The sequence below is a fragment of the uncultured Campylobacter sp. genome, assembly GCF_937949835.1.
In the GTDB taxonomy this organism is placed as follows: Bacteria; Campylobacterota; Campylobacteria; order Campylobacterales; family Campylobacteraceae; genus Campylobacter_B.
The window spans coordinates 1-12732 of the sequence record NZ_CALEDC010000347.1 but is presented as its reverse complement, the minus strand read 5'-3'; the positions used below and the strand labels follow the sequence as shown (position 1 = coordinate 12732).

At 48.8% G+C, this 12732-nt stretch carries 11 protein-coding genes; 6 read left to right on the top strand and 5 right to left on the bottom strand.

The genetic code is table 11. From position 1 onward, the window contains the following. Positions 1-26: 26 nt before the first annotated feature. Positions 27-1346 (bottom strand): Na+/H+ antiporter NhaC family protein, encoded by a 1320-nt coding sequence (locus Q0256_RS07995; protein WP_297962028.1) that lies wholly within the window; start codon positions 1344-1346, stop codon positions 27-29. Between the two features lie 87 nt (positions 1347-1433). On the opposite strand from Q0256_RS07995, the gene Q0256_RS07990 reads away from it, so the two are divergent. Continuing rightward, positions 1434-2444: a DUF475 domain-containing protein gene (locus tag Q0256_RS07990; protein WP_297962026.1), complete on the top strand. Its 1011-nt coding sequence runs from the start codon at positions 1434-1436 to the stop codon at positions 2442-2444. Positions 2445-2672: 228 nt separating this feature from the next. Here the strand turns inward: Q0256_RS07990 and Q0256_RS07985 are convergent, their stop codons facing one another. After that, positions 2673-3755, bottom strand: coding sequence for a DUF3137 domain-containing protein (locus Q0256_RS07985; RefSeq protein ID WP_297962024.1), 1083 nt, complete (start codon positions 3753-3755; stop codon positions 2673-2675). 134 nt (positions 3756-3889) lie between these two features. Here Q0256_RS07985 and Q0256_RS07980 point away from each other — a divergent pair, with 134 nt between their 5' ends. The 5 genes from Q0256_RS07980 (at position 3890) to Q0256_RS07960 (ending at position 8628) form a co-directional block, all read left to right on the top strand. Continuing rightward, positions 3890-4321, top strand: a complete 432-nt coding sequence (locus Q0256_RS07980) for a redoxin (protein WP_297962021.1) — start codon at positions 3890-3892, stop codon at positions 4319-4321. A gap of 136 nt (positions 4322-4457) precedes the next feature. Beyond that, positions 4458-5018: a sel1 repeat family protein gene (locus Q0256_RS07975; protein ID WP_297962019.1), complete on the top strand. Its 561-nt coding sequence runs from the start codon at positions 4458-4460 to the stop codon at positions 5016-5018. Between the two features lie 294 nt (positions 5019-5312). Beyond that, positions 5313-5831, top strand: coding sequence for a hypothetical protein (locus tag Q0256_RS07970; protein ID WP_297962018.1), 519 nt, complete (start codon positions 5313-5315; stop codon positions 5829-5831). 960 nt (positions 5832-6791) lie between these two features. After that, positions 6792-8300: a succinate CoA transferase gene (locus Q0256_RS07965; protein ID WP_297962016.1), complete on the top strand. Its 1509-nt coding sequence runs from the start codon at positions 6792-6794 to the stop codon at positions 8298-8300. Positions 8301-8475: 175 nt separating this feature from the next. After that, the gene (locus tag Q0256_RS07960) at positions 8476-8628 is read left to right on the top strand and encodes a hypothetical protein (protein ID WP_297962014.1); all 153 of its coding nucleotides are present in this window, start codon (positions 8476-8478) and stop codon (positions 8626-8628) included. Positions 8629-8894: 266 nt separating this feature from the next. On the opposite strand, the gene Q0256_RS07955 is transcribed toward Q0256_RS07960, so the two are convergent. The 3 genes from Q0256_RS07955 to Q0256_RS07945 form a co-directional block, all read right to left on the bottom strand. Then, positions 8895-11315 carry a GGDEF domain-containing phosphodiesterase gene (locus Q0256_RS07955; protein ID WP_297962012.1) on the bottom strand — a complete coding sequence of 807 codons (2421 nt, stop codon included), beginning with the start codon at positions 11313-11315 and terminating at the stop codon, positions 8895-8897. Beyond that, on the bottom strand, positions 11305-12177 hold the full coding sequence (locus Q0256_RS07950) for a cytochrome c peroxidase (protein WP_297962010.1): 873 nt from the start codon (positions 12175-12177) through the stop codon (positions 11305-11307). The genes Q0256_RS07955 and Q0256_RS07950 overlap by 11 nt, the downstream gene beginning before the upstream one ends. Continuing rightward, positions 12140-12732 (bottom strand): hypothetical protein (locus Q0256_RS07945; RefSeq protein WP_297962008.1); only part of this gene is annotated, 593 nt, incomplete at its 5' end. The genes Q0256_RS07945 and Q0256_RS07950, both read right to left, overlap by 38 nt.

Genomic DNA, 12732 nt, shown 5'->3' with positions numbered 1-12732 from the left:
AATTCCGCCCGCGTAAATTCCGCAATCTATAACATCATCGAAAATATTATGCCGAATATGATTAGCGGGATATTAAAGAAAATAAAGGTCGGCACGCAGGTATCCCACATATGGCTATGCCCGCCGTCGATATTCAGCCCCACGGTAGGCCCGAGCGTGCTATCGCTCGCAGGCGATCCCGCATCGCCGATACCCGCGGCCACGCCGATGATAAAGATCGTTGCCGCCGTGCTAAAGCCCAGCTGTGCGGCTAGCGGACAATAAATCGTAGCGATGATAGGGATCGTGCCGAAACTCGAGCCTATGCCCATCGTCACGAGCAGTCCGATGCCGATCATCAGCAGCGCGCCGCCGAGCTTGCCGCCGCTTAAAGTGCTCGCTACGTGCACCAGCTCATTCACGCCGCCGGTTTCTTTTAAGATCGTGCCGTATCCTGCGGCGATCAACATCAAAAACGCGATGTAGCCCATCATATGCACGCCCTCGTCAAATACGTTATCGAGCTTCTTCCACTCGATGCCTTTGCTAGCAAGCATTACTAAAATTCCGCTAAGCGCGGCAAACGGAAGGGATTTGATCCAAATTTGCACCGCGAAGCACACCGCGATGCCCGCTAGCGCGCCCCACTCTCGCATGCCCATCTTAAGCTCGCTAAAATGCGCATCCAGGCTCTCTTTGGTTTCGGCATATCCCCTCGGCTTGCGGTAGTAGATCACGGCTAGGATGAGACCCACTAGCATAGGCACGGCGCTTAGCCACATCACGCTCGATATGTCGCTTAGGCTTACTGCGATGCCGTTTGCGTTCATATTTTTTTCGATTAGCCCCATAAAGATAAGTCCAAATCCCAGCGGCAGCGCCATATACGGCGTCTGCAAGCCGAACGTCAGCGCGCACGCTACGGCGCGGCGGTCGATCTTTAGCGAGTTCATGATCTTGACTAACGGCGGGATCAAAATCGGGATAAAGGCGATATGCACGGGGATTAAATTTTGTGAAAAGCACGCAAAAAAGGCGATCGAAAAGATAAAGACGTATTTTTTGTCGCTGATTAAATTTGCCACCGCGCGCACCAAGATCGCCGTTAAGTTCGTCTTTGAGATCGCGCTTGCGATGACGCCTAGCAGCAGATACGAAAGCGCGGTTTCTAAATTTCCGCCCATGCCGAGGCTGCCGGCGTTTTCGGGGTTGCCGTTTATGAATAAATTTATGGCATCGCCCAGCGGGATATTGCTTGAGAGCACGGCGCATATCGTGCCGATTAGGATCGCAAGCATTACGTTGCACCTCAGCAAGCATAGCGCGCACATCACACAGATACTGATAAATACGGGATTGGTAAGCATCTTTTGCCTTTTTTGGAATTTTTGCAATTATATAGAATTTAGGGCTAAATTTTGCTAAAATCGCGCAAAAAATCGGCTAGGACAGCGATGAAATATTTTTACTCCTCTTTTGTAGTAAGCCTAATTGCGCTTGCTATCGCGTTTTATATCGGCGGCGCGGGTGCCGCTTATATCTGTGCGCTTTTGTGCGCGCTCGAAATCAGCCTCAGCTTCGACAACGCCGTAGTCAATGCCAAGGTGCTAAAAGATATGGCGCCGGTGTGGCAGAGCAGATTTATCCTCTGGGGTATTCCGATCGCGGTTTTTGGCATGAGGTTTTTATTCCCCGTGCTAATCGTCGCCGCAAGCGCGCATCTGGGTCTTTGGGAAACCCTCGTGCTGGCGCTTAAGCAGCCGCAGCGCTACCATGAAATTTTAAGCGAGAACGAAGCGCAAATTTATGTTTTCGGCGGCGCGTTTTTGCTGATGGTCTTTTGCGATTTTTTCTTCGATGCGCAGCGCGAGCTACACTGGCTGGGCATAATCGAAAATAACGGGCTCGTGCGATTTTTAAAGCGCATTCCAAACGCGCCCACGCTGATCGCTCTAGCCGCGGGGCTCGTGCTGCTTGCTAAAATGGACTCGGCTACGCTCGGCGCAGCGTATTTCGGAGCGATTTTACTCTATCTACTCATCTCCTGCTTCGACCGCCTTTTCGGCACGGATGGCATAAAAAACGGCCTTGCAGGCTTTTTATATTTAGAAACCCTGGACGCGAGTTTTAGCTTCGACGGCGTGATCGGCGCGTTTGCGCTAAGCGATAATATCTTCATCATCATGCTAGGTCTTGGCGCTGGCGCGATGTTCGTGCGCTCCATCACGCTGTATCTCATCGCGCGCGGCACGCTGTCGCACTTCGCGTATCTGGAGCACGGCGCACACTACGCCATCGCGTGTTTGGCGTTTATAATGTTTGCCAAGCTGAAATTTGAAGTAAGCGAGATCATAACGGGCACCGTGGGGATCTTATTCATCGCGCTATCGCTCCTTTCGTCGGTGCTTTACAACCGCCGCAACAAACGCAAACTCATCGAAACGATCGCGGGAAACAACGAGTAAAATTTCATCGCATATCTTGCCGTGCGCGAGATCAAATTTTAAAATTTCAAGCTACTGCCGCAAGCGATAAATTTTGCCCGCTTGCGCCGCATTAAATTTCAAGAGACGCTAAATTTCAAAAAATGCCAAACTCCAAAAAGCGCTAAATTTAAAGACGCGGGCGATGAGATTAAAATTTTACGAAAAGCGTTAAATTTAAAGACGCGAGATGGCATTTTAAAATTCAAATCAGCGATCGCGCGAGCTCAAGCCTTTATCGCGCAATCTTTGTAGCTCCTCGCCGCTGAGGGATGGGCTATTTGCGGGCTCACCGCTCTCGCTTGCGCCGCCAAAAAGCTCCTCATTCAAGCGCAGCTCGTCAATGATACCAAGAAGCTGCAAAACTTCAGCCTTTATCCGCTCGGCGTCTCTTAGCGTAGTGCGCGGCGAAAACAGCGCGGCTTCGAAACGGTTTTTCGCGCCGTTTAAAAATAGATAAAATTTGCCGTCCATAAACGCCGCGCTAAGAGCGATCTTGGGCGCAAGCTTAAGCTTCAAAGCCCCGAGACGCTCCATAAAACTAGGCGTCAAAAGATACCGCGCCTCGATCTTATCGCTTGCGAACACGCGAAATTCCTTGCCGAAAATCACGTCGTCCATCAGCTCCTGATCGCCTAAAAATTTTGTGCCTGGCGAACGATCCGCGATGATGGTCCGCCCCTTAAATTTCTTATAAAACTCGCACACCAAAACCGAGCCGCTAAAGGCCTGTACGTATTCGCCGAGCCTCCAAGCGTTCCAAAGCGCGATCGCCGATAGCAAAAAAGCCGCGGAAAGATCGCTCTTGGACCTTTGAGATAACTCTACAAGCCTCATAGATTCTCGCGTTTCATAGATTTTTATCGCCTCGCTTAGGCTAAATTTTACCCCTTTATAAACGCCGTCTATCTGATCCTCGGCTACGAATTCATTGTTTGGATAGATGCCCGTTTTGCGGATTTCTTCTTCGTCTATGCCGCTTTGCGGCTCGTATCTAAAGGCGGGATCGATATCTGAAATGATGGCGCGGATGAAGGCGTCTTTGTAAAAGGCGTTGTACTCCCACTTGGCGATGGAATCATCAAAAATCCCCCATACGCAGCTTACCGCAATTATCGGGATCATCGCGGACATCAGCACGGCGGAGGAGTATTCGTTTTGGATCAAGCCGTGGATAAACCAGCCGACGGAAAAAACCGCGATGCATAGCAATAAAATCAGCGGTTTTAGAAATTTTATCTTGCACTGCTGCTGCTTTTTTGCCAGCTCCTCTAACGCTCTGTCAATATCCAAAATTAACTCCAAATTTGATTTTGCCGAAATTTCGCCCCTTATTTTACGCTAAATTTTATTAAAATTTCATCCGTTAAGCGGGTTTAAGATTTTTTATGCTATTTTTGCGACCTATTTCGATCAAAAGGCGAGAGATGATAAATTTACCGAAAAATTGCGTGGTTTTTACTTATCCGAAAATGGGCGACAGCGGCAAATTTTTGCCCGTAGAGTTGCGCGGCGCGGCGGGACTTACGGGCTGCACGCTTCAGTGCAAGGCCTACGAGAGCGCGTTTGCGCAGATAAAAGCCCTCGGCTTCGAGCTTATCGCCGTAGGCAGCATGGGCGAGGCGGGCACGAGCGAGTTTAAGCGCGCTACGGGCGCCACGTTTGAGTTCATAAACGACGAAAAATTCGAGCTTGAAGCGCCACTGCAGCTCGAAACCTTCACCACCGGCGACGGGAAGAAATTTTACCACCGCCAAACCCTGATTTTTCGAGGCGGCAAGGAGATAAAGCGCTTTAGCCGCATCGCTAAGCCCGAGCAGGACGCGCAAAATGTACTCGCGGCACTAAAAAGCCTGTGATCGATCGCTTCGGCGCCGCGCTTTAAATTCGCGCTCCAAACGCACTGCGACAAAAAGCCGAAATTTAAGGCGGAACGAATTTCTCTTAAATTCAGCATTTTTAATTAAAATGGCGCTAAATTTAACGGAGGCTGGTATGAAAAAATTTCTATTTTTGGCGCTATTTTGCGCTATTGCGGCAAATTGCGACGAGAGCGCGTCAGCGGATAAAGCTTCTGCGGCGGGCAAAACGGACAAAACAACGAGTATCGGCGAGACCGCAAGCGCGCGCTTTATAAAGAGCGGCGAAGCAAGCGCCGGCTCGCAAAGCAGCGCCGATGCGGTCATTCAAACGGACGGAATTTCGCGGGCGGATCTGCAAAGCTGCATCGTAAAAAGCGACGAAGGCTCCTGCGAGCGCGTCGCGCGCGGCCTGAAAAGCGGCTGCGAGCGAAAAGATCAGCTATCGTGCTTTTTCTACGCAGATGCGCTAGGGCGCGGTCTGGGCGTGGAAAAGGACGTCGTAGCGTCGTTTGAGCTTTTTCGCGAGCAGTGCGATGCCGGCAGTAGCGAGGCGTGCTACGAGCTGTCGGTCAAATATCTCCAAGGAATAGGCACTCCTCAAAGCTTTGAGCTCTCGGGGCAGGCGCTAGATAAGGCGTGCAAAATGCACAACAAGCGCGCCTGCGCGGTGCTCGATCTGCTGCCGAAAAATTAGCGCGGCAGAGGCAAAGCGCTTCTTTGAGCGACGCAGAATTGCTTTTTAGGGCTAGACCGCGTAGATTGCTGAACGCCTTGCAAATTTCGCCGCACGAAAGCTTAAATTTTACAACTCGCACCTAGATGAGCGTGCGATCCGCATTTAAAGGCGTCGATCACCGCGTGGCGGCCCCGTTCTGCTTCGAATGAGTGAGGTTTGGTTTTAAAATTTAAAGCGATTTTCGTGGGTGTGGCGCGATGAAGCAGTAAATCGGAGCGCGCGAGCGGATAAATAAAATCAAAAGGAGCAGAGATGAAAGCTTTAAAGCTTGCGCTGGCTGCGGCGCTGGTGCTTAGTTTAGCAAACGCGGACGGCAAAGCCAAAGAGTTTAAATTTAGCGGTGCAAAAACTAGCGCGCTTTTAGCAAAGTGCAGCAAAAAGGACGCCGCCGCATGCTACGAAGCGGCGATGAGATACGAGCTGGGCGGTCGCGGCGTCGTGCGAAACCGCCTCAAAGCGCAGGGCTTTTTCGCAGACGCATGCGAGCTCGCCACCCTCGCCGAGCGGAAGCAGGGAGATAAAATGAGCGGCGCAGGTGAGCGCGCGATGAGCGATCTGCGCGAGCGAGCCTGCCTAGGCAACGCCGCGGCGCTGGAGAGTTTCGCGAGCGGGCAGTGCCGCAGCCTCGTGATATACGACGAGCTTTGCGAGGGCGGCTCGCAGGAGGCGTGCGACAATCTGGCGAGGATGAAGCGCGATGGCTGGGTGCCCAAGGAGAGCTGCAGCGATGAGATAGTCGCAAAATTCGGCGACGGCAAGCCGCAGAGATGAAATTTTGCCCTATTTTGCGGCGATAGAGTTTAAAATTTTGCAAGTATAAAATTTGCCGAAATTTTATAAAGCTCGACCGAAAATGGTAACAAGGCGGACTAAATTTTAAATTCTAAAACGCGTTTAAATTTGCGTCGTAAGCGGCGTCAATTTTTGGGCTCAGTAGAGATTAGAATTTACGCGGCAAGGCTCTTTGAATTAAAATTTCGTGTAACGGCTGGAGCTACAATTTTAAGAACTAGAATTTAAACAAAATCTGCAATTTAGTCGTGACGATATAATTTTTAGAATTTCGAGAGCGTAAAATTTATCAAAATTTTGCGTATCTACGTCGAGCCGCTCCCAAAAAAGCGCGAAATTTGAATTTTAAACTGCCGTCTTGTGTGCAGCGGCGAGAATTTCGGACAGCGAGAAGTTTAAGCGGTAAGAATTTCAATTAATGCGGATTAAAATATAGGTGCAGTGGGCAAATGCGTGCACCACAAGCGATGTAATTTCAAATATGAGTTCAAGGCTCGCTAGACGCGGAATTTGAACGCCACGAGCGATAAATTTCAAAATATCTATTTTAAAATTACAAGGCGGGGATTTAAATTCGAGTGTGGCGAGCGATTAAATTGCAAAAAGAAGCTTAAATTTAAATATCGCGGCCCACGAATTATGCGTAAATTTTGCGCCTAAATTCCACAAGATTGGGTGCGCAATAAGTATTTGCAGTATCGCAGCGAGACTATCAAGCCAAGCTCCAATCACGCTTAAAACCCTATTTACCGAGCGCTCGCGCAAGCGCGTATTTCAAACCGCCGAAGCAAAAAAGCCTGATCGGAGGCGTTTGGCGACGTATCCCAACCGATCGCGCCTCATATTTTGCTCTATAGCCTAGCTCGCGCACGAAATTTAGATTTTGAAATTTAGCGCAAAAATATTATAATTTCGCCCAAATCACGGCTAGGACGGAAAATGAACTCACGCGTGCAAAACAAATATCTAAAATCAAAAATTATGAGCGCCGAGAAAGCCTGCGAACTGATCCCAAATGGCGCATCGGTGGGCTTTAGCGGCTTTGTTGGGGCGGGCTGCGCGCTAGCGCTACCACAAGCTCTGGCACAACGAGCGACAGCACTGCACGAAAAAGGCGAGCCCTATCAAATCGAAATTTTTACAGGCGCATCGACCGATCCGCTTTTAGACGGAGTTTTGGCAAAAGCAGGTGCCGTGAGCTTTCGCGCGCCGTTTTTTACGGATGCCGATATGCGCCGTGCGATAAATAGTGGCGCCGTGCGATACGCGGACGTGCATCTATCAAGCCTTGCCGCGCAGCTTAAGGCGGGCTTTTTTCCGCATCTAAACTTTGCTGTGATCGAAGTAGTGGCGATTAAAGAAAGCGGCGAGCTCGTGCCGTCCACATCGCTAGGCAACAACCAAGCCTGGCTCGATATCGCCGATCGCGTGATTTTAGAAGTGAATTACTATCAGCCGCTTGAGCTGGAGGGTATTCACGATGTCACAGATCTACGCCTGCCGCCGTATGCTGAGGATCTGCCGATCAAGCACGTAGGCGATCGTGTAGGCAGCCCTTACATGCATGTAGATCCTGCCAAAGTAGTCGCTGTCATAGAGGCTAGGACGCATGATCGCGTCAATAATTTTACCGCCGTGGATGAAATTTCAAGTGCGATCGGGCGCAATGTCGTAAAATTCTTAAAAAACGAGGAAGCTTGCGGCAGACTTCCCGCAAAGAAGCTACTGCCGCTACAATCGGGCATCGGCAACGTCGCTAACGCCGTGCTTAGCTCGCTACAAAATGCTGGCTACCAAGGGCTGCAATGCTACTCCGAGGTGATTCAAGACGGCATGCTAGATCTCATCAAAAGAGGCGTCGTAGGCACTGCAAGTGCCACAGCGCTATCGCTTAGCCCCGCAGGTGTCGAGGAATTTCAAAAAAACATCGATTTCTACCGCAAGCACATCATACTGCGTTCACAAGACGTCTCCAACTCGCCAGCGCTTATCAGAAAGCTCGGCGTCGTGTCGATGAATGGCATGCTAGAGGCAGACATCTACGGCAATGTAAACTCCACTAACGTCATGGGTTCGCAGATGAAAAACGGTATCGGCGGTAGCGGCGACTTCGCTCGCAACGGATATTTGTCGCTATTTTTGAGCCCGTCACTCGCTAAAGGCGGCGCGATCAGCGCTATCGTGCCCTTCGTGAGCCACGTCGATCATACCGAGCACGACACTCAAGTCATCATCACCGAATACGGCATCGCCGATCTGCGCGGTAAATGCCCTCGTGAGCGTGCTCGCGCGATGATAAGCATCGCGCATCCCACTTACCAAGACGCGCTGAGAGATTATTTCGAGCGGGCATGTGCGCAGCCCTGTGCGGGGCATACTCCACACATCTTAAGTGAGGCGCTGTCGTGGCATCAAAGATTTAAGGATACGGGGAGTATGAAGGCTTAGAGCGAATTTGCTTGAGCTAATGCGCTAAAGCCTAAAATTTAAGCTCATTCTCGCTGAAAGCAAGAAAGTTTACACTTAAAAATTTCGCCTGCATTTGAAAGCTCTATCGCTACTTAGAGCAAAGCTCGTTAAAATTTTTATTTTGTAAAGCTCGCGCGAAATGTTTATAAAATGAATGGATCGAAATTTGCGCCATAAAATTTTAAAATTTGCAGGCGGGTTTAAGGCACGGAATTTAAAATTTTATCGCTACGAAATTTTAAAATTTAGCCCTAAATTTGCAGCTCGCGCATTTCAAATTTTAAAATTCTACGGCTTGGAATTTTAAAATTTTGAACTTCGCAAAATTTTATCCATAAATCCGCTATTTAATTTTAAATTTGGCTCCACTTCATTTGCCATGCGCAAGCTTTTTTGGCAATTTAGCTATAAGGCGCACCATAAGTTCGCAATAAATTTCGCGCAGTATTTGCCAAGATGAATTCCGTATAAATTAAAGCGGCGGCTTGCTAAATCAGAATTTCTTACTTTACGAAGGCGATCTTTGGGCTATAAATTTAAAGAGGCGGGCTATAAAGCCGTAGCTAGATGAGATTAGAATTTTATCCTCGAAGGCTCCATCGGCTTGCTGTAGAAGTAGCCTTGCATATATTTAATCCCCATCTCTTCTAAGATGATTGAAATTTCGTGGTTTTCTACGTATTCGGCGATGAGCTCGTAGCCCTGCTTGCGCGCGAAGTTAGCGATAGTTTCGACGATAGCGCGCGAGTTTTTGTCGTTTGCGATGTTTTTGATGAGCGCTCCGTCGATCTTTATGTAATCCACATCAAGCGTTAAAATTCTATAGTAGTTGGAGTATCCGCTGCCAAAATCGTCTATCGCGACCTTGCAGCCGTAGTTTTTGGCTACGGCGATGAAGCTGCGTAGGCTCTCGTAATCGTCAAATTCCTCGCTTTCTAAAATTTCAATGAATAGATTTGAAGCGTTTGGACTGGATGCGAGCTTGCGCTCTAAAAGCTCCTTGATACCTTCGTTTGCGATGTCAAAATATGAAAGATTTATGCTAAAGCAAGTCCCTGCGAAGCGGTCTAGCAAGCGAAAGGCTTCGTTTATTACGACCTGAGTTAGCGGGATGTAGAGCGAGGTTTGCTTTGCGATGTCGATAAACTCACCCGGGCAGCGCGTCTTACCTGAGCGGTCGATTAGGCGGATTAGAATTTCATATACTAACGGGACATAATCACCGCCCTCGGTGCCGTATGTGTTACCGCTAGGATCGCGGTGGGTGATATCAAATATGGGCTGAACAAGCACAAAGACTTGATTTTTCTTGATCGCATTTTGAATGGTGTTGATCATAATCTGATTTTGAAGATATTTTTCCTCAATCGCATTTGGGCGCGAATAAAAGCCCACATGCTCGTTTTTGCTCTGCGCCTCATACATCGCCATAACCGCCTGAAAGACCCTATTTGCGCCGCCCGCTACGTCTGCACGCTCGCTCACGCCCATCGTGATATTTAAAGGCGCGGAGGCAAAGCCCTCGGTGATATGGAGATTAAAAACCTTGTCGGTGAAGTATTTATTTATGATCTCCACGTCGCGCGCGACATTTAGTCCCTCGTAAAATAGGCAAAACTCATCCGATTGGATGCGAAAGATACTGGCTTTGATCTCGTGCGATTCGATACACATCGCAAGCGTGCGCGCAAAGGAGCGAAGAATTTCGTTCGTCGTCTCCGCCTTGTAAAAAAGCCGTAAATTTGCAAAATTTACGATAGTGATGTAGATCGCTACGCCCGTTTTTTCGGCGTTTATTAGCTCATATAGCGCCGCTTCGTTGCCCTGGCCCGTAAGATGATCGATATAGACTTGATTGTTTAAGCTCTCCTTTGCGCTCGCAAGAGCTAGTTTCATAATCTCGCGCTCGCCGATATCATGCGCGTAAAGCGCATATAGCGGCGGCTTGGATGCAGCGGCGATATTTGCTAGCCTTAGGCTCACATCGGCTAGTTCGCCGTTTTTACGAAGCAGGCGCGTATCTTTGGCGCTTTTATTTACCATCGCAGGAAGTTCGGTCCCTTTATCTTTGGGCATCAAAACTCCAAGATCGCTCTCTTGCAGCTCGCTTTGTTCGTAGCCGCTTAAGCTAAGCGCGCTTTTATTAGCGTATAAAATTTTAAAGCTCTGATCTGCTAAAACTATCGCTTCGCCTGCTTGCTCACATAGCGCGCGATAGGGCGCGAGGGCGCGTTTGCTACGCAAAGCATCGGAATTTATGATGTAAGTAAGCAGTAAAAACGACAAAAACACCGCCGTGTAAAGCATCGTCATTTGCATAAACGAGCCGTAAAATTCCTCGCTAGCGTAAGAAAATCGCTCGCGCAGGCTTGCGAAGCGCTCATTTAGCAACGAGAGATTATCGCTTACGATGATATTTTGCCGCTCGAAATTCCTTAAAATTTGTCGCGCGATTCCTATAAACGCAGCTTCGTCGGGGCTTGACGCATCTGCGCTTTCTAGCGCACTTTTTAAAGCGGAGATCTCGGAGCGATTTTTATAGTTAAGCCCTAAAATTTGAGAGTAGAGATTTGCTCTTTGCGCATTTGCGCCACTGGATAAAAATTTTTGCTGCAGACTTTGAAAAAGGATTAAATTCTGCGAATTTAAAGCCCCAAGCTCGTCCAAAAGTGAAATTTTATCGCTAAAAGCGCTTCCGATCGCGCGCACATCGCTGCTAAGTCCGATTTTATCAATGATTTTGTCTTTTTGCAGAGCTTGTAGCACCTGATAGATGCCGCGCATATCGGCATTTGCGATCGAAAAGTCCCTTCTTGCGATCTTTGCATCAAATAATATATTTAGGCGATTGTCGGCATTATCGATCAAAGCTAGCTCGCGCGAAATCGTGCTAAATCTCGCTACATCTCTTAGCGACGAGAAATAATTCCCGGCGATGATTATGCCTAATATCATAATCCCCACCATCAAAGCCCACATTATCTTATCTTTCATCCTGCGCCTCCGTCATCTCGCCCTTAAGTGTGGCTAAAAAGCTCATCAAAGCATCAAGCTCCCCATCGCTAAGATCGTATTTTAGCAGATCCTTTGCGATCTGCCGCACCGCAAGACGCAAATCCGTCTGCCCGTTTACGTAAGGCGCGGTTTGCGTGATATTGCGCAAGCTAGGCACGCGGCGCAACTCAAATCCATCAGAAGTGAGCCTATGCCTAGGCGCATCCTCCTCTTCCGTGCTTGGACGAATTTTAGTAAAGCTGCCGGTGCCTAGGCTAACGCCGTTGTGACATGCCGAACACAGCCGCACAAAAAGCACATATCCGTTATATTCGGCATCATTTAGCTTAACCTCGCCGCGCAAAAATCGGTCAAATTTGGAATTTATCGCCGTTTTGGATTTTAAAAATTCCTTTAGCGCATCAATGAAGTTCGCCGTATTTGCCTCGCCGTAAGCACTTTCAAAAGCCTGCTTGTAGGCTAAATTCTTCCTGATGAGCTCTAAAATTCTATCTTCGCTCGCGTCCAGTTCATTCTCGCTAAAAACCGACGCCGCAATCCGCGCTTCAAAGCCCGCGAAATTATAATCGCCCAAGTAGCGATCAAAGTAATAAGAATTTATTAGCGTAGGCACGCGTCCATCGCGCACCGAAGCGCCTGAGTCGTTTAGATAGAAGTTGTGGCAACTCTCGCAGGAGCGGCCTTTGCGGCTAAATCTTACGTCGGTAAAAATTTTTGCGCCCAGCCGCGCCTTTTGCGGGTCATATTTAGGCATCTCAAGCGGCGTAAAAAGATTGCCGCAAAGCCCCAAAAGCGGCGCCAGGCTAAATATAAAACAGCTTAAAGCTCGCTTCGATCTCATCGCTTATCATCCCGCCTTTAGCCCGCTTTTTCAAAATCTCCTCAATCTCGCGCTCGCTAGCCTCCGCGCCGTCCATATGCAGGTGCCACGCGGCGTTTTGCACCGCTTCTTGTAGGCTGCGTTTTTGCTCGCGCCTCTCGGTTAAAATTTCGCTTTTAAATTTGATGTCGCGCGCCCCGAGCAGCGCCTCAAACTTTTCGGCGGCGGTAGCAAGTCTTTTAGCTCCTGTGCCGAAGCGCTCAAACAGCGGCGCAAGCATTGATGAATTGCGCTCGCTCGCCCAGTTTAGATAAATTTTGCGCTCGCCCAAAGCTAAAAACGCCTCAAAATCCTCCGTGCTTTTTAGCGCGGGGCTCATAGTAAGAAACGCGATGTCAAAAACTGCAGGAATTTTAAAATTTTCGCTCTCGCGGCTTTCGCTCATAGCGTCTTTTAAATTTAAAGCCTGTGCGGCGGTTTTTTGGACTTGCAGGTTTGAAATTTCGCTCTGCGAACGCGGATAAATTTTAAAATTTTCGCCCGCCGCGTCTGCAAAACCATCGCGACTAAGCCCCT